Here is a 17,218-nt window from a genome sequence, read left to right as displayed (position 1 = left end):
TTTCTCAGAGACCTCCGACCTTTCCGGGGTTACAGTTCATAAAGCGTTTCATCCACTTCAGGCTTTTTTTCCCCTTTTTTGGATTTCTTCTTCTCTTCCATAAGAAAGGGTTCCTCCCCCTCAAGAAGGCCGCCCATTTCGGCTTCTATGGCCTCGGGATCTTCACCACGCTCCATGCGGCTCAAGGCCTCTTCCATTGCGGAGCCAAGCTTCATTCCTGAGGCCCGGGAGAGCTTTTTCATGAGCATGGCCGCCTGTTTCGGATCATCATCATTGATCTTGTCGGCTTCTCCAGCCAGCATGTTAAGGGCCTTTTCCATTTTAGATTCATCGAAGACGGGTATATTATCACCGTCATCGTTATCAGAAGAGGATATACTGGAAAAAACAGACATTTGCCGCTCCAGTTTAACATCCTTGCACCTGGGACATTGAGGAATTTTTTCGGTATTGATTCTGCTTGAATAGAAATTAAAGAGGGTATGACATTTTTTGCAGTAAAATTCATAGACAGGCATAATTCAAGCTCTCTTTCGAAAAAGATCAAATGATAAATGGTCTTACCGTTTTGCTATAGTTGCCTTTATAAAACGGCGCTTTCCTGCCTTAACAAGATACTCTCTGCCGGCGGGAACCTGTGCATTTTCGTCGGTTACCTTCTCACCATCGAGGCTTACCGCCCCCTGCTTGACAAAACGTCTCCCTTCGGAGTTGCTTTTTACCATATTGAGTTCAGAAAGAAGCGCAGGCAGCCAGACAGACTCCTCATCAATATGGACAGTAACGGACTCGATGTCTTCCGGTGTGCCGTGGTCTCTGAAGACCTTTTCAAAGCCTTCGCGGGCTTCAAGGGCAGCATCCTTTGAATAGAAACGCTCTACAATCTCCATAGCCAGTTCCTTTTTGGCCTCCATGGGATGTACGCTTCCTACCTTGAGCCCGTTCTTCATTTTTTCCACCTCGCCAAGGCTCTTGGTACTTGCCAGCTCATAATAGCGGATCATCAGTTCATCAGAAACAGACATGATCTTGCCAAAAATATGATCGGGCTTTTCAGAAATACCGATGTAGTTATCGAGGCTCTTGCTCATTTTGTTAACGCCGTCAAGTCCTTCAAGGATTGGCATCATGAGCACCACCTGCTGATCCCTGCCGAACTCCTTCTGCAATTCCCTTCCTACGAGCATATTGAAGCGCTGGTCCGTTCCACCAAGCTCTATATCGGCATCGAGCATAACAGAGTCGTAGCCCTGGATGAGAGGATACATGAATTCATGAATTCCTATGGGCTGTTCTCCGGCAAAGCGCTTTTTAAAATCGTCCCTCTCAAGCATCCTGGCCACCGTATGTTTAGCAGCAAGGCGGATCATTTCATCGGCCGTCATACTGCTCATCCACTCGCTGTTGAATACCACTTTTGTCTTTTCCGGATCGAGTATTTTAAATGCCTGTTCCTTGTAGGTTTCAGCATTTCTCAATACATCCTCTCTCGACATCTGTCTGCGAGTTTCCGACTTGCCTGTAGGATCACCTATCATGGCCGTAAAGTCACCGATCAGAAAGGTAACTTGATGGCCCAATTCCTGGAATTGTCTCATTTTGTGAATTAAAACGGTGTGTCCCAAGTGAATATCAGGAGCCGTAGGATCGAATCCGGCCTTGATCTTGAGTGGCCGGTTCTCCTTTATCGCCTTTTCCAGTTTATTTTTCAGTTCCTTTTCAGGGAGTATATCCAGAACCCCCCTGTTAATCGTCTTTAACTGTTCATCTAAGTCCAACATTTATAACTTTTTTTTAACCCTTTCTATAGAAATGCATTTACCAATTTCAGAGTCGATATGAAGCGCCACTCCCTGCAGCTCAATGTCACCTTTGGCAGGTTCAAAGCTTCGGGGCAGGCCCGTTAGAAATTTCGAGATGGGACTGTCAGCCTTCATACCAATGACCGAGTCAGTCGCTCCCGTCATGCCCACATCGGTAATATAACCTGTCCCACCAGCCATCACTTTTTCATCAGCCGTCTGAACATGGGTATGGGTCCCCACAATGGCGCTCACCCTGCCATCCAAATATTTCCCCATGGCATTCTTTTCGGAAGTCGCTTCTGCGTGAAAGTCAACAAGTATGACCGGGCTCTCTTTCTTCACCTTTTCAAGCTCGCTGTCTAAAAAACGAAAGGGGCAGTCAAGGCTGTCCATAAATACCCTGCCCGAAGCATTAATTACGGTCAGCCTCTCCCCTCCCGCCGTTTCAAGCAGATAGCGGGAATTGCCGGGGCTGCCCGGTGGATAATTACCGGGCCTGATGATGGGATGATCTTCTTCAAGGAAAGGTATTATCTCCTTTTTATCCCATATATGGTTGCCCGTAGTAATAAGATCAACACCGCAATCGTAAAGTTCTTTTGCACACTTGGGATTAATTCCAAATCCCCCGGCGGCATTTTCACCATTGGCAATAACAAGGTCAATAGCGTGTTCGATGACCAGCCCCGGTGTCAACTCCTTTACAGCACGCCGGCCGGCCCTCCCTATTATATCACCAATAAAGAGAACCTTCATAAGCAACTACCTGGCATATTCTACAGCCCTTGATTCCCTGATCACATTCACCTTGATCTGTCCGGGATAAGTCAGTTCCTTCTCAATTTTTTTGGAAATATCCCTTGCCAGCATGACAATATTGTCATCTGAAATCTTGTCCTGGTCCACCATTATCCTGATTTCTCTGCCTGCCTGAATGGCAAAGGTTTTCTCGATACCATCGAAAGATTTGGCTATACGCTCAAGCTCTTCAAGACGCTTCACATAGGTTTCCAGCATCTCCCTCCTCACACCCGGCCTGGCTGCGGAAAGCGCATCAGCAGCGGCGACAAGGCAGGCAAGGACTGTTTCAGGTTTTTCTTCCTCGTGGTGGGCTGCAATAGCATGAACAACCCGCGGTGATTCGCCGTATTTTTTGGCAAGTTCGGCGCCGATTATTGCATGGGAACCTTCCACCTCATGATCGATAGCTTTGCCCAGATCATGCAGGAGTCCCGCCCTTCTTGCCTGCTTCTGGTTAATGCCCAGTTCTGCCGCCATAATACCGCAAAGAAAACCCACCTCAATAGAGTGCTGAAGAACGTTTTGCGCATAGCTTGTCCGGTATTTCAGTCTGCCCAGTGTCATAACAAGCTCAGGGTGAATACCGTGAACACCTACATCAAATGTCGCCTGTTCACCGGCTTCCTTGATCGTTGCCATCACTTCCTGTTCCGATTTTTTTACAACCTCTTCAATCCTTCCGGGATGAATTCTGCCGTCAGCCATGAGCTTTTCAAGGGCAATTCTGGCTACCTCTCTCCTTACGGGATTAAAACCGGAAAGGATTACCGCATCGGGTGTATCATCGATAATGAGATCGATGCCTGTTGCCGCTTCCAGAGCACGAATGTTACGCCCTTCACGGCCGATGATGCGTCCCTTCATATCATCACTGGGCAGGCCGACAACAGACACAGTCCTTTCAGCCACATATTCTCCGGCATAACGCTGAATAGCCGTTCCAATAACATGCTTGGCCTTCTTCTCAGCCGTTTCTTTCGCCTCTTCCTCAATAGCTTTAATGAGCTTGGCCGCATCATGCTTCGCTTCACTCTCCATCTGGTTAACAAGTTCAGCCTTGGCTTCTTCAGCGCTCAAACTTGCAACGGTCTCAAGCTTTTTCCTATGTTCCTCAACAAGACGCTTATATTCTTCCTCCTGCTCCCGGGTCTTCTTTAAAGAATCTGAAAGGTCCCTCTCCTTTGCGTCAAGGTCGCCCTCTTTCTTATCGAGAACGCTGTCCTTTTTTTCAAGGTTTTCTTCCTTCTGCATGAGCCTGTTTTCCAGCCGCTGCAGATCCTTCCTCCTGTCCCTGTTCTCTTTCTCGAACTGGGTTTTGGTCTGATAAAGCAGATCTTTTGCCTGAAGTTCGGCATCTTTCTTTATACTCTCTGCTTCCTTCCCGGCCTCTTTTAGTATCTTTTTTGCTTCATTCTCTGCATTTTCAACACTCGACTCGGCTGTTTTCTTCCTGATAATAAAGCCAAGTACAAGGCCGATGATAACGGAGAGAACGGAAAAAAGCGCTATTGCTACTGATTCACTCACCTTAAATTCCTCCTGTTAGTTATTTTCAAGGGTCCTGATAAATCTTTTTTCAGTGACTATCCATCCAACTTTAACGTCATGATGATATGACGGCACTTCTTCTACCAGTTGAAACTCATATGCCAGGGCAATAATATTTTCCCTTTTCACGCAACTTAATGCCCTGTCATAACATCCTTTTCCCATGCCGAGCCTGTTACCTCTTTCATCAAAGGCAACACCCGGCACAATAAAGAGGTCAACGTCCTCAACCTCCCACTTTCTCCCTCTCTCAATAAGCGGTTCCCTGAATCCCATGGCATTCACTTCAAGCTCATTTTCCGAAGAGACAGCAATAAAAAAAAGGGAAAAATCCTCTTGCTTTACCTTGGGCATCAGCACAGATTTACCTGAGATAAAGGCATCTCTGACAATAAGATCTGTCTTTACTTCACCTCTAAAATCACAGTAAAGCGCAATGGAGACAGCATTTTTGTATAGAGGAGAATCAAGAAGCTGCTGCCCGATGGCAATACTTTTTCCAAGGCTGTCTTTGCGGGAAAGAGATAACCGCTCATTAATAATTTTTTTTCTGAAAACAGTCTTTTGCACAAGATCACATCTTGCGGGGGGGGAGGGGAAAAACCTGATCCTTACAATTTGATGATGTAACTTATGGTCAGTGGGATGACCTTTAGAGATTTAACACTTTTTTATAAACAGAGACTACCTTTTTATATCGTTGAAACAGCATTTTTTAAAATACCCTGGTTATCTTAAAATCACTTTTCATTATACTGCTTAATTTCTAAAATCGCCCACTAAACATAATAAAAATACTCACTGCAAGCATACACATCAAACATCCATAAAGATCCCCCACTTGTACCGTGTGGAGGCATTGAATCTGAACCTATTTCACAATAGGTGGGCGCTATGATAACTGCTTCTAATTTTTCCTGTACGGAACATATCATCCACAGCCAGAGACAGCTCCCATTCAAATTCGTGTTGGCTCAAGATCAACCGTCCATCACGAGTACAGCAGGGGAACCGAACAATCTTCCTCCTCAACCCTCGTCCAGCTTGATAATTTCAAGCATCCTGTCAGAAGCTTCCTCTATCGCTTTTTCCAGGCCGCTACGTTCATCCTCCGCTCTTATATTTTCATCTGCCATCTGGAAGGCTACATAGAGCAACAATCTTAAAGAGTCAGCAGTAATACCTGTCTTACGAACCTCATCGATTCTCTCCTCCAGGTGAGAAGCAACACGCTTTACTACATCCTCGCCCTGAGGGGTCTTCACCAGAAGCGTCTGCCCCAGAATATTGATGCTTAACGGTTCTTCCAAAGGTCAAGTTCAAAGACCCAGCTCATCAATCCGCGAAATGAGGATATCTATTTTTGTCTTAACGGAGTCTTTTTCCTTAATTAATTTTTGATTAATGGCCTTAAGCGCTTCAACTTCCTTTTCCAGGGCATCTCTCTCAGCCCTGACAGAATCAAAAGTCGATCTGAAACGGGCAAGAGAATTCTCCAGTATTTCAAGCTTCTGTAACGCCATAATCTATCTAACAGGATAGATGTGAACAGCTTAAAAGTCAAGGGATTTTTCCTGCATTCATCCCCCGGAAAAATACGGCAAGACACAAAAAAACCCCTGTCATCACAACCTGGAGACAGGGGCTTATTGCTTACCTTGATGAGTTAAAAATTACTTATTCATAAGCCATTCATCGATTCCCCGGGCGGCTGCCCTGCCGGCGGCAATGGCCCAGACAATAAGAGACTGACCTCTCTCCATATCTCCTGCGGCAAAGATGCCGGGCGTCGATGTCATCTTGTCATCATCAACCTTTACATTACCACGCTCATTAATTTCCACGCCAAGGTCCTTGAGCATGCCGTCATGCTCGGGATGAACAAAGCCCATGGCAAGCAAAACAAGATCAACATCCTGCGTAAATTCCGTTCCCGCAATTTCCTTCATTTGCCACTTGCCGTCACTGTCTTTAGCCCAGTCAACACGCACGGCATGAAGCTTTTCCACTTTTCCATGACTCCCTGAAAAGGACTTTGTCAAAATTCCGTAATCCCTGATGCCTCCTTCTTCATGAGAGGTAGAGCTTCGCAATATATTGGGCCACTGGGGCCATGGATTATCTTCCTCCCTCTCCCCGGGCGGTTTGGGAAGCAACTCGAACTGGTAAATAGACTCCGCTCCCTGCCGGACGGAAGTGCCCACACAGTCGGAACCGGTATCGCCCCCCCCAAGAACAACCACCTTCTTTCCTGTAGCAAGAATCTCTTCTTCCGGGCTCACTTGATCACCACGATTTCTTTTGTTCTGCTGGGGCAGAAATTCCATGGCAAAATGGACACCTTCCAGTTCACGTCCCGGCACGGGAAGATCTCTTGGCTTGGTGGAACCTCCGGCCAGGCAAATAGCATCAAAGTTCTTTTTAAGGTCTTCCACGGGATAGTTAACACCGACATGGGTATTGGCTTTTAAAATAATGCCCTCGGCCTCAAGCTGATCAACCCTTCTCTGGACCAAATCCTTTTCAAGCTTAAAATCGGGGATACCATACATAAGGAGCCCGCCAAAACGGTCCGCTCTTTCAAAGAGCGTCACTTCATGACCGGCACGGTTAAGTTGCTGTGCCGCAGCGAGCCCTGCCGGGCCTGATCCGATGACGGCCACTTTTTTTCCCGTCCGCTTTTCAGGCTGCTGCGGCTTAATCCAGCCTTCTTCAAAGGCACGATCAATGATGGCCGCTTCATTCTGCTTTATGGCAACGGGATCCATATTGATTCCCAGCGTGCAAGAGGCCTCACATGGCGCCGGGCAAACTCTTCCCGTAAAATCGGGAAAGTTGTTCGTTTCATGGAGAGCTTCGATAGCATCCCGCCAGCGTCCGTTAAAAACCATATCATTCCAGTCGGGAATATTATTCCCCACGGGGCATGCCCAGTGACAAAAAGGAACACCACAATCCATGCATCTGGCGCCTTGCTGTTTGAGGCGCTCTTCAGAGAGGGGAATTTCGAATTCCTTATGATTTTTTATACGTTCTTCAACAGGCAGCTTATTCTTAACTTCCCGGTCAAATTCAATAAATCCAGTCATCTTACCCATACTTTACAACCTTTTCCCTTTCCAGCTTATCGAGAACGCGCCTGTACTCAATAGGCATGACCTTAACAAACCTGCCGAGGCCGGCTTCCCAGTTATCAAGCACCGATTTGGCCCTGGGACTCTCGGTCCAGGCATAATGCTTTTCAATAAGGCCTTTTACAAAGGCCTGTTCTTCCGGATCGTCCAACCTCTCAAGATCGACCATACTCACATTGCACAGTTCCTCGAAACGGGCAGTATTATTAAGCACATAGGCAATACCACCGCTCATTCCCGCAGCAAAGTTTCTTCCCGTCTCACCGAGAACAACCACTCTTCCGCCTGTCATGTACTCACAGCCATGATCGCCTACACCTTCCACAACGGCATGAGCCCCACTGTTTCTAACGCAAAATCGCTCTCCAACAACACCGCTCAAAAACACTTCTCCCTTTGTGGCGCCGTAAAGAAGTGTATTTCCGGCAATAATATTCTCTTCAGGCTTATAAGTCGATTCCCTGTAGGGACGGATAATAATTTTCCCGCCCGAAAGCCCTTTCCCGACGTAATCGTTCCCCTCGCCTTCAAGTATCATGGTAACCCCTTTGGGAACAAAGGCGCCGAAACTCTGGCCTGCAATACCCTTAAAAGTACACTTAATTGTATCTTCCGGAAGCGCTTGTGCACCATAACGTCTTGAAATTTCACTACCCAGGATGGTTCCCACGGTCCTGTTAACATTCCGGATGGGAAGTTCTATCTCGACAGGTTCCTTATTCTCAAGAGCACGGCGCACTCTCTCTATTATTTGCCAGTCAAGCGCCTTTTCAAGCTCGTGGTCCTGGCCTTCTACATTCCTGATGGCAATATCTTCGGCAACCTCAGGGCTGTAAAGAACAGATGAAAGATCGACGCCTTTAGCCTTCCAGTGGTGAACGGCCTTTCTCATATCGAGCATATCGACACGGCCGACCATGTCATCAACCTTCCTGAAACCGAGTTCAGCCATGATCTCCCTGAGCTCTTCCGCCACGTAAGTAAGGAAGTTAACCACATGTTCAGGCTTGCCTGTAAACATTTTCCTCAGTTCAGGGTCCTGCGTTGCCACACCGACAGAACAGGTATTGAGATGGCATTTTCTAAGCATGATGCACCCCATGGAAATAAGCGCCGTTGTGGCAAAACCGAACTCATCGGCGCCTAGAAGCGCACCGATTGCCACATCACGGCCCGTCTTCATCTGGCCATCTACCTGGACTCTTATGCGGCCCCGCAAATCATTCAGCACAAGCGTCTGCTGTGTTTCGGCAAGACCCAGTTCCCAGGGGAGGCCTGCATGTTTTATAGAACTTACAGGAGAAGCGCCCGTTCCGCCATCGTAACCACTGATAAGCACCTTTTCGGCCCTGGCTTTGGACACACCGGCAGCAATGGTTCCCACCCCCACCTCGGCAACGAGCTTGACCGACACATCGGCCTTGTCATTACTGTTTTTAAGGTCGTGAATAAGCTGCGCCAGGTCCTCAATGGAATAAATGTCATGATGAGGCGGCGGAGATATGAGTCCAACGCCCGGTGTCGAATGCCTTACTTTTGCAATAACTTCATTCACCTTGTGGCCGGGAAGCTGGCCGCCCTCACCGGGCTTAGCTCCCTGGGCCATCTTGATCTGGAGTTCATCGGCATTGACCAGATAATGGCTCGTTACACCGAAACGGCCTGAAGCCACCTGTTTGATAGCGCTTCTTTTCAAATCGCCATTGGCATCGGGCTCGAAGCGTTCAGGGTCTTCACCACCCTCACCGGAGTTGCTCCGTCCGCCAAGCCTGTTCATGGCAATGGCAAGCGTTTCATGGGCCTCCTTGCTGATGGAGCCGAAAGACATGGCTCCCGAGGCAAAGCGCTTGACAATTTCACTGACAGGCTCTACCTCTTCCAGTGGAACCGGCGCTGCCTTGCCTTTCCTGAATTCAAAAAGACCTCTTAGCGTATAGAGCCTGCGGCTTTGATCATCTATCAGTCTGGAATATTCCTTAAAAGCCTGGTAATCTCCCATCCTGACGGCATACTGGAATTTAGCCAGGCTCTCGGGATTTACCGTATGCTCCTCGCCGCCCTTCCGCCACTGGTACTGGCCGCCATGTTCGAGCCTGAGAGGAACCACATTCCGTTCAGGGTAAGCCTTTTTATGTCTTTCCAGAACCTCACGGGCAATGGTGTCAACACCGGCCCCGCCAATCCTTGACGGCGTGCCTGTAAAAAAGCTTTCTATAACCTCATTATTGAGACCAACAGCTTCAAAAATCTGAGCGCCATTGTAACTCTGGAGCGTAGATATTCCCATTTTGGAGAATACCTTTAAAAGGCCCTTCCCAATAGCCTTGATGTAGTTGGATTCACCTTTGCGCTCTCCGATTCCTTCATGCTCACCGCTTAACTCTTCCGGGAGATAATCATGAACATAGAGATCTTCAATGGTTTCAAAGACGAGATAAGGATTAACGGCGCCTGCACCATAACCGATAAGCAGAGCAAAGTGCTGCACTTCGCGGGGTTCACCCGATTCAACAACGATACCTACCTTGCCTCTCGTTCCCATTTTAATGAGATGATGGTGTACGGCGCCCGTCGCAAGAAGGGCCGGCAAGGCCGTCGTTTCCGCCCCCACTCCCCAGTCACTGAGAACGATAATATTATTACCCTCTTCAACAGCCTTGTCGGCTTCAGCACAGATGGACTTAACAGCCGCTTTCAGACTATCAGTTCCTTTTGAAGAATCAAAGAGTGTCGAAATTGTCTTTGTTTTAAAATTTCCCGTATTGACATCTCTCAACTTGGCCATTTCGAGATTTGTCAATATGGGCTGTGAAAGTTCCAGTCTGTGGCAATCTTCCGGTTTTTCATCAAGCAGGTTCCCTTCGGCCCCGATATAACTGGTAAGCGACATAACAAGTTCCTCCCTGATAGGATCGATGGGAGGATTGGTGACCTGGGCAAAAAGCTGCTTAAAGTAATTATAAAGCAACTGAGGCTTTTCAGACAATACGGCAAGAGGGGTATCCGCTCCCATTGCACCGAGGGGTTCCTGACCATTAACAACCATGGGTGTAAGAATGTCATGAATATCCTCTGTCGTATAACCAAAGGCTTTTTGACGCTGGAGTAATGTCTTATGATCGGGCTGGCGCGCAGCCGGGCTTGTAGGCAGTTCTTCGATGGTAACCCGGTTTTTATCGACCCAGTCAAGGTAAGGCTTACTGCTGACAATATCTCTTTTCACTTCTTCATCATCAATGATCCTGCCCTGTTCCAGGTCGACAACGAGAATTTTTCCGGGCTGAAGTCTCCAGGTTTTAAGAACATTGTCCGGTTCGACAGGAAGAACACCCGATTCTGAAGCCATAATGATGTAATCATCTTTCGTCACCGTATATCTGGCCGGTCTCAGTCCGTTTCTGTCGAGCGTCGCCCCGATAACCTTTCCATCGGTAAAAGCGAGCGCCGCAGGACCATCCCAGGGTTCCATCTTGGCTGCATGAAATTCGTAAAAGGCACGCTTTTCATCGTCCATATGGACATCCTTACTCCATGCTTCGGGAACAAGCATCATCATGGCATGAGGGAGAGAACGGCCAGCCATAACAAGCAGTTCAAGAGCATTATCGAATCCGAAAGAATCACTGGAGTAAGGCCTGATAATAGGTGTTACCTTCTTGATATCATCATGGAAAAGCTCCGATTCAAACATGGCTTCTCTTGAAAACATCCAGTTAATATTGCCTCTAAGGGTATTGATTTCCCCATTATGGGCAAGATAGCGGAAGGGGTGAGCTAGATCCCATGAAGGGAAGGTATTGGTACTGTAACGCTGATGAACAAGGGCCAGGGCGCTCTTCATGTCCTTGTCAGAAAGGTCATGAAAGAAACAGGGCACCTGGGCTGCAATAAGCTGTCCCTTATATACGATAGTCCTGCTGGAGAAGCTCGGAATATGAAAGAGTTTATCCTCTTTCAGCCTTAAAGGCCTGATAGTAAAACCGATCTGCTTACGAATAACAAAAAGCTTTCTTTCAAAGGCAAGCTGATCGGAGCAGCTGCTCTCTATAAAAACCTGGCGGATAAAGGGCATAACGGCACGGGCAGTATCACCGACAGTATCAGGGTCGACAGGCACATCACGCCATCCAAGCAGTTTTTGCCCGCCATCGAGGATCTTTTCTTCAACAATCTTCTCACAGGTTTTTCTCTCTTCCTTATCAGCAGGAAGAAACATCATTCCTACGCCATATTTACCTTCTTCAGGCAAAGTGATACCTGCTTCAGAGCAAACCCTGACAAAGAAATCATGGGGAATCTGCATCAGGATTCCTGCGCCGTCACCGGTTCTGGGGTCGGCGCCTACAGCGCCACGATGGGTCAGGTTATCAAGAATTTCAAGTCCCTTGAGAACAATGTCATGAGACTTTTCACCCTTGACATGGGCGATAAAACCAACACCGCAGTTATCCTTTTCATTAGCCGGGTCGTACAAGCCCTGCTTTGGCGGCAGGCCTGCAGTCCTATATTTTCTCTTCATTGAATTTACAGCATCCATACTATCAGCACTTTCTTTATATATAGTCAAAAATCAGCACCTGCCAACTTGAAAACTTTCAAGGTACAGGGCATGGTAAAATCAGCCACCCCACCACAAGCAGCAGGGTATGTGCGCGGAAACTACGTTCCCACTTTATTGCGGCAAGCCACAGAAAATGCACCCGCCAGGGATTCAAATCTGAATCAGTAAAGGATGATCCTTTTAGATCATGGGACAGCCAAAGGTGAGGCTGTTTAAAGTTGCAGAAACCGTATCAGGTTCCGGACAAAAAAGGAGGCAGATTTACAATTCTATAATGATGGTACTCTAAGGTAAGACTCTTATATGCCGGCTCTTCAATTGAAATTCCGGCAAAGTCCTATAATCCAAATAAATAAAGGGAGGCCTCATCCAGCGTTTTCCGCGACTACTGCAACTAAAGTGGTAAAAAATACTACCTAAAGGCTGCTTTTGTCAAGAAGATTATTTGTATACAGTATACGGAAGCTAAGGCAGCTACCCCGAAAGGGCCTTGAACTTTTCAATGTCGCCATCCTCACCAAGCAGAACGAGGACATCACCTTCATCGATGACATCGATCGCTTTGGGAGAAATGAGTATGTCACCCTTGCCCCCCTTCTTTCTTATAAGTATGACGGAAAGACCGTAGGTATGGCGAATTTCGGCGTCTCTCAAGGCGACTCCCCAGAATTTTTTTGGCGCTTCAATCTCGACGACGCTATAGCCCTCCATGAATTCAACCTGGTCTATGACGGTAGGCGTACTAAGCCGCTCTGCCACCCTGATGGCCATGTCCTTTTCGGGGAAAACGATGTCCGTGGCGCCGATGATTTTGAGCACCCTGGCATGGTCATCAGTAAGGGCCTTTACCACAATCTGACTGATGCCCATCTCTTTCAGGTAGAGCGTCACCAGTATGGAAGCATCGAGCTTTTCGCCGAGGCTGACAACGGCCACGTCAACTTCCTCGATGCCGATGGCCTCAAGGGTTTCCCTGTCCGAAGCATCAGCCATAACAGACTGTGAACAAAAGGGTTTTACTTCCCGGATCAAATCCTTGTTCATATCGATGGCAATCACTTCATGGCCATCGTCATAAAGTCTCCTTGCCACATTAAATCCAAAATGACCAAGGCCTATGACAGCAAAACGTCTCATAGCATCACCCTACCCTGTCATCACCCGTTCTTCAGAATATTGAAATTTACCATGAGCATACTTTTTTCCAACGGCAAGAGCAATAGTCAAAGGCCCAAGCCTTCCGATAAACATAAGTCCCGTAATGGCAACCTTGCCCCAATCACTAAGGGTCGAAGTTATACCGGTTGAAAGGCCCACCGTCCCGAAAGCAGAAAGGCTTTCAAAAAGGATATCTATAAATCGCCCCCTTCGTTCCGTAAACACCAGTTCACCGCTCTCCGTTACAAGCAATATCATAACAAATAGTATAACAACGATGGCTGAGCTTACCAGAATTATAAGGCTTCTTGCCACCACATCTTCAGGAATGGTCCTTTTAAAAAGGCTCACCTCTTCCCTCCCTGAAATCCTGCTTTTCATGAGAGCCGCCAGAACGCCCAGAGTGGTCGTCTTTACCCCGCCCCCCGTCGAACCGGGCGACGCCCCGATAAACATAAGGATAATAATCAGAAAGAGTGCCTCCGGTGTCATAATGGAAAAATCGACGGTATTAAAGCCTGCCGTCCTTGCCGTAACGGACTGGAAAAAAGATGACCCAAGGGCCTCACCGGGAGAGTCATCCATAAAGACATTATTTTTCTCCATTAAAAAGATAAGAACCATTCCGAGAATGATGAGGAAAGACGAAGTGGAGATAACGATCCTTGAATGGAGAGTAAGGCGCCGCCGTTTTTCCTCTCCCGGGGAAAAATAGTATTTTAAATCCATAAGGACGAGAAAGCCGAGACCACCTGCAATAATCAGGGCCGCCACAACGAAATTGACTAAAAAATCATGCCTGTAGGCAACAAGGCTATGGGAGAAGAGAGAAAAGCCGGCATTACAAAAAGCCGATACGGAATGAAAGAGGGACGTATATATTGCAAAGCCGAGAGGAAAGTCATCTTTCCAGGCAAAAAAGAGGAGGACAGCGCCTGCCGTCTCAACAAGGAAAGTGACCTTTAATATAGACCAGACAAGTGACTTCATGTCTTTTACGGTTGACTGGGCAAAGGAATCCTGTATCATGACCCTTTCCCTGAATGAAATCCGCTTTCCCGCCATCATGACAAAGAGCACGGAAAAGGTCATAATACCCAGTCCCCCCGCCTGAAGGAGAAGGAGGATAACCCCCTGGCCGAGAGGCGTAAATTTCGTTGCCGTATCAACGACAATGAGGCCCGTCACACAAACAGCAGATGTTGCTGTAAAAAGAGCATCCACAAAAGACAGCGGTTCGCCTGCCACCATACCCGGCAGTTTAAGAAGAAGCATACCGGCAATGATGGCCGAAGCAAAGCTGGCAACAAGTACCTGCGCCGGATGAAATTCCCTGTGAAAAAACTTTTTCATCGTAAAGGAAATTAATACATTTGACACGAACCTTCATTAATTTTCACAGATCACAAAAGAAAGAAGGAGAGTCAAAAGCTTTTTTACAATAAAGAATCTGTTGACAATAAAGCAGGCCCTGTGTTACAAAATGCGACTCTTTTCGACTTCCATTGGGGGATCGTCTAATGGCAGGACAGCGGACTCTGACTCCGCCAGTCTAGGTTCGAATCCTAGTCCCCCAGCCAACCACATTTGAGGGTATCTCAAAGGGCACTGTTTAACGACAGCGAAAATCTGAAATTTGTTTTGACAGGATTGAAGACCTTATAAAGCATTAGCCACTGAATACACTAAAAAACAAGAATTATCGAAACAAAGAAAGCAGTCACCTCGATGAGGCATTGCTTACGGGCCATAGGCCTGAGTCCTTCAATCCACTCAGGACAGGCCCGTCGAAGGGTCTCTCTCAACGGGCAACGGGCAACCGATCTTTTATCTTTCTTCGTAAACCGTCCTGCGCCTGGTGGTTAAAAAATAGTTTTTCCGGCGATTTTATCCTACTCTAAAGGGAACTCCGGCAAAACGCCCTATTTTTTTAAAAGCAGAAATAATCCGGATGCAAAGCTGGCCGCCCCTCCGATATAGGCAAACATTACCTTGTCCGTATCTGAACCTGAAATGGCCCTGGTAATCTTTGAACCGAGGGAACCGGACATCTGGAGTCCCCAGAATGCCAAACCGGCGCCCACAACAAGCAGTACTATTCCGATGAGCTTCATATTTGATTTAGATTTTTTTGCCACCACTTTCCTCCCTTTACCAATTAAACACAGACAGTACACCCTAATCCAAACACTAGCATATGATCACGGCAAATACAAAAATCACAGGGTTTTTTCCCTTTTATCTAATGATCTCTTTTTACTCAAGCTTTCCAGGCGCACCCCTTAATCCCCTCGGCCATCTATCTAAACTCACTCTCCCCTTTGATAATGAAAAGTTACCCAATTACTGAGAATCTACAGCTGGCCTTATTTTTTCCGCTTTCCGGCAATGTAGACAAGGTGCCTCAGACCGCCTCGTCCGGGCCGGTGTTTCTCGAAGGAAAAGCCGGCTCTTTCGAGACGCTTCTCGAAGGCCTTATCGGGATCTTCAGTCCAGACGGCAAAGACGCCTCCCGGCATAAGGGCAGTCCGGGTCAGGTCGAGAGCGGCGGCCCCGTAAAAGGGTTCACCCCTTTCCTTTGCCGCCTCAAAAGGCCCCTCGTAGAGGTCGAGTATGACAGCGTCAAAGCGTTTGCTTCCTCCCTCCTTTGCAGCATCTAAAATCAGGTCCGCAACGTCGGCAATCTTCACAGTCACCCTTGGGTCAGAAACAGCATTTTCCGTCAACACTGCCAGCGGACCTTCGCACCAGCCTGCAATTTCCTCATTCAACTCAGCCACTACCACCTTGGCGTCGGGCGGGAGGACGTCCAGGGCTCCCCTCAGCGTACAACCCATCCCGAGGCCTCCAATAAGTACCCTTGGGTTTTTCCTGTGACTCATAGCCTTGCAGGCGAGTTCCGACAAAACAATTTCCGAACGATTAGCCAGGGAGTTCATTAGTACACGTCCCGCAATGGTGATAAGGAAGTCCTTCTCCCCACGCTTTCTTAGTTCCAGCGTTCCCTCACCGGTTTGAACGCTATCCAGGATTTGCCACTGTTTTGCCATTTCAGATTTTCCTTTCACTCTTTAGTGGTACTATTTTTTTACGGCCCATCAGGCCGAAGATGATAATTATTTAGCTTCATGAGTGTAACAATGAATCATTGCAGTCATTGATCGGCCTGTCAAGCAGGGAAGAAGGTAAAAGACTTAATAGGATTCAGATTTCACAGATAGACGGGGTTAAAAGCTTTTTTCTGTCATTTACGTCTTTTTTCTACGGTTAAATAGAGCCCTTCACCGTACCAGTCTGCATCATCAGCCAAAGACTCACAGAGCTAAGGAATAAAGCAGGATTGATGCAAAAAGAGCTCCCTAAAAAGCTGGATAAGGAGCATTCTTTCGTTGCTCACTATGAACCTGGCTAAAGAAGGATTGACCTTGCCGGGTTTTTACTGGATTTGTAAAGCCTGTGGTGCTTCACCGAAGAAAGAAGTGGTGGAGTTGATTAAAGCTTTTAATACAATGGAATAACCTGGATGGTGGCTTAGCCTTAGAGTATGAGCATTGCGAAAAAATAACTTTGTTTGAACATTAATCCCATTGCCAAAATGGGGATTGATCCACCGGACAGAAAATCTTCTATGCCAGCGCCAGGTCTTTGATCTCGAATTTATATCGCCCTTCCCTCAACCCTACAGCTTGCCTATGAGAGGGTGCTCTTTTTTCCAGCCTGATACGCCCATGGAATTCACATAGCATATAAGCAGATCAGCCGCTCCTCGCGAATTTACAAAATGAATGAGAGATGAAGCAGCCCCTCTGGAATTTACAAAACACCACAAGCCCTCATTATCTTCTGCCAGACCGCGAGAGTTAACCGTACAGACAAGCAAATCAGCCATGTCACGGGAATTAACCCGGTGTACTAATATATCTGCTGCACCCCGAGAATTAACTTTGCAAACTAAAGCCATACATCCTCCCGGCATTCATTCTAATAAGGATTTTACCACAGAATCACATTTAAATTGAAGAATGTTAAAGATAAACCACTAAGAACTTAATATTTAAGGGGGAAAATATTGGCTTGCCCTGAAAATACCCCGGCTTCAATTGCGGATTGCGGATTGCGGATTGCGGATTGCGGATTGCGGATTGCGGATTGCGGATTGCGGATTGCGGATTGCGGATTGCGGATTGCGGATTGCGGATTGCGGATTGTAG

General features: G+C 47.3%; 14 protein-coding genes, 1 tRNA gene and 1 other RNA gene. 1 reads left to right on the top strand and 15 read right to left on the bottom strand.

Annotated elements, in window-relative coordinates; all coding sequences use genetic code 11:
- Positions 1-29 precede the first annotated feature (29 nt).
- From OEV42_15975 to OEV42_15920, 12 genes are all read right to left on the bottom strand, one after another.
- Positions 30-518 carry a zinc ribbon domain-containing protein gene (locus OEV42_15975; GenBank protein MDH3975771.1) on the bottom strand — a complete coding sequence of 163 codons (489 nt, stop codon included), beginning with the start codon at positions 516-518 and terminating at the stop codon, positions 30-32.
- 42 nt (positions 519-560) lie between these two features.
- Positions 561-1,778, bottom strand: coding sequence for a tyrosine--tRNA ligase (gene tyrS / locus OEV42_15970; GenBank protein ID MDH3975770.1), 1,218 nt, complete (start codon positions 1,776-1,778; stop codon positions 561-563).
- Positions 1,779-1,781: 3 nt separating this feature from the next.
- The gene (locus OEV42_15965) at positions 1,782-2,567 is read right to left on the bottom strand and encodes a TIGR00282 family metallophosphoesterase (protein ID MDH3975769.1); all 786 of its coding nucleotides are present in this window, start codon (positions 2,565-2,567) and stop codon (positions 1,782-1,784) included.
- Entirely contained in the window at positions 2,568-4,133 is a 1,566-nt protein-coding gene (gene rny / locus OEV42_15960; protein ID MDH3975768.1) for a ribonuclease Y, read from the bottom strand.
- 15 nt (positions 4,134-4,148) lie between these two features.
- A complete protein-coding gene (locus tag OEV42_15955) occupies positions 4,149-4,724 on the bottom strand; it encodes a 5-formyltetrahydrofolate cyclo-ligase (protein ID MDH3975767.1) in 576 nt (191 codons plus the stop codon).
- 260 nt (positions 4,725-4,984) lie between these two features.
- A non-coding RNA gene (ssrS, locus tag OEV42_15950) (6S RNA) lies at positions 4,985-5,166 on the bottom strand.
- A gap of 16 nt (positions 5,167-5,182) precedes the next feature.
- Positions 5,183-5,464 carry a cell division protein ZapA gene (locus tag OEV42_15945; GenBank protein MDH3975766.1) on the bottom strand — a complete coding sequence of 94 codons (282 nt, stop codon included), beginning with the start codon at positions 5,462-5,464 and terminating at the stop codon, positions 5,183-5,185.
- A gap of 9 nt (positions 5,465-5,473) precedes the next feature.
- On the bottom strand, positions 5,474-5,677 hold the full coding sequence (locus tag OEV42_15940; GenBank protein ID MDH3975765.1) for a hypothetical protein: 204 nt from the start codon (positions 5,675-5,677) through the stop codon (positions 5,474-5,476).
- 150 nt (positions 5,678-5,827) lie between these two features.
- Positions 5,828-7,252, bottom strand: coding sequence for a glutamate synthase subunit beta (locus tag OEV42_15935; GenBank protein MDH3975764.1), 1,425 nt, complete (start codon positions 7,250-7,252; stop codon positions 5,828-5,830).
- On the bottom strand, positions 7,245-11,807 hold the full coding sequence (gene gltB / locus OEV42_15930) for a glutamate synthase large subunit (protein ID MDH3975763.1): 4,563 nt from the start codon (positions 11,805-11,807) through the stop codon (positions 7,245-7,247). The genes OEV42_15935 and gltB overlap by 8 nt, the downstream gene beginning before the upstream one ends.
- A 516-nt stretch (positions 11,808-12,323) precedes the next feature.
- Positions 12,324-12,986, bottom strand: a complete 663-nt coding sequence (locus tag OEV42_15925) for a TrkA family potassium uptake protein (GenBank protein MDH3975762.1) — start codon at positions 12,984-12,986, stop codon at positions 12,324-12,326.
- Positions 12,987-12,995: 9 nt separating this feature from the next.
- Positions 12,996-14,360, bottom strand: a complete 1,365-nt coding sequence (locus OEV42_15920; protein MDH3975761.1) for a TrkH family potassium uptake protein — start codon at positions 14,358-14,360, stop codon at positions 12,996-12,998.
- A gap of 153 nt (positions 14,361-14,513) precedes the next feature.
- On the opposite strand from OEV42_15920, the gene OEV42_15915 reads away from it, so the two are divergent.
- Positions 14,514-14,587 (top strand) — tRNA-Gln (locus OEV42_15915).
- A gap of 342 nt (positions 14,588-14,929) precedes the next feature.
- On the opposite strand, the gene OEV42_15910 is transcribed toward OEV42_15915, so the two are convergent.
- The 3 genes from OEV42_15910 to OEV42_15900 all read right to left on the bottom strand — a co-directional run bounded on the left by OEV42_15910 (position 14,930) and on the right by OEV42_15900 (position 16,968).
- The gene (locus OEV42_15910) at positions 14,930-15,121 is read right to left on the bottom strand and encodes a DUF3185 family protein (protein ID MDH3975760.1); all 192 of its coding nucleotides are present in this window, start codon (positions 15,119-15,121) and stop codon (positions 14,930-14,932) included.
- Between the two features lie 252 nt (positions 15,122-15,373).
- On the bottom strand, positions 15,374-16,057 hold the full coding sequence (locus tag OEV42_15905) for a spermidine synthase (GenBank protein MDH3975759.1): 684 nt from the start codon (positions 16,055-16,057) through the stop codon (positions 15,374-15,376).
- Between the two features lie 629 nt (positions 16,058-16,686).
- The gene (locus OEV42_15900; GenBank protein ID MDH3975758.1) at positions 16,687-16,968 is read right to left on the bottom strand and encodes a DUF6150 family protein; all 282 of its coding nucleotides are present in this window, start codon (positions 16,966-16,968) and stop codon (positions 16,687-16,689) included.
- Positions 16,969-17,218: the final 250 nt, after the last annotated feature.

Source organism: Deltaproteobacteria bacterium (assembly GCA_029860075.1).
GTDB lineage: Bacteria > Desulfobacterota > JADFVX01 > JADFVX01 > JADFVX01 > JAOUBX01.
Note: the sequence above shows the minus strand (reverse complement) of the source record. Positions and strands in the feature narration are given on the sequence as shown.

Excerpts from the sequence above, each read along its gene's own strand:
- OEV42_15940 (MDH3975765.1), bottom strand. The coding sequence starts at position 5,677 with ATGGCGTTACAGAAGCTTGAAATACTGGAGAATTCTCTTGCCCGTTTC.
- OEV42_15920 (MDH3975761.1), bottom strand. The coding sequence starts at position 14,360 with ATGAAAAAGTTTTTTCACAGGGAATTTCATCCGGCGCAGGTACTTGTT.
- OEV42_15900 (MDH3975758.1), bottom strand. The coding sequence starts at position 16,968 with ATGGCTTTAGTTTGCAAAGTTAATTCTCGGGGTGCAGCAGATATATTA.
- OEV42_15910 (MDH3975760.1), bottom strand. The coding sequence starts at position 15,121 with ATGAAGCTCATCGGAATAGTACTGCTTGTTGTGGGCGCCGGTTTGGCA.
- OEV42_15935 (MDH3975764.1), bottom strand. The coding sequence starts at position 7,252 with ATGGGTAAGATGACTGGATTTATTGAATTTGACCGGGAAGTTAAGAAT.
- OEV42_15925 (MDH3975762.1), bottom strand. The coding sequence starts at position 12,986 with ATGAGACGTTTTGCTGTCATAGGCCTTGGTCATTTTGGATTTAATGTG.
- OEV42_15905 (MDH3975759.1), bottom strand. The coding sequence starts at position 16,057 with ATGGCAAAACAGTGGCAAATCCTGGATAGCGTTCAAACCGGTGAGGGA.
- OEV42_15975 (MDH3975771.1), bottom strand. The coding sequence starts at position 518 with ATGCCTGTCTATGAATTTTACTGCAAAAAATGTCATACCCTCTTTAAT.
- gltB (MDH3975763.1), bottom strand. The coding sequence starts at position 11,807 with ATGAAGAGAAAATATAGGACTGCAGGCCTGCCGCCAAAGCAGGGCTTG.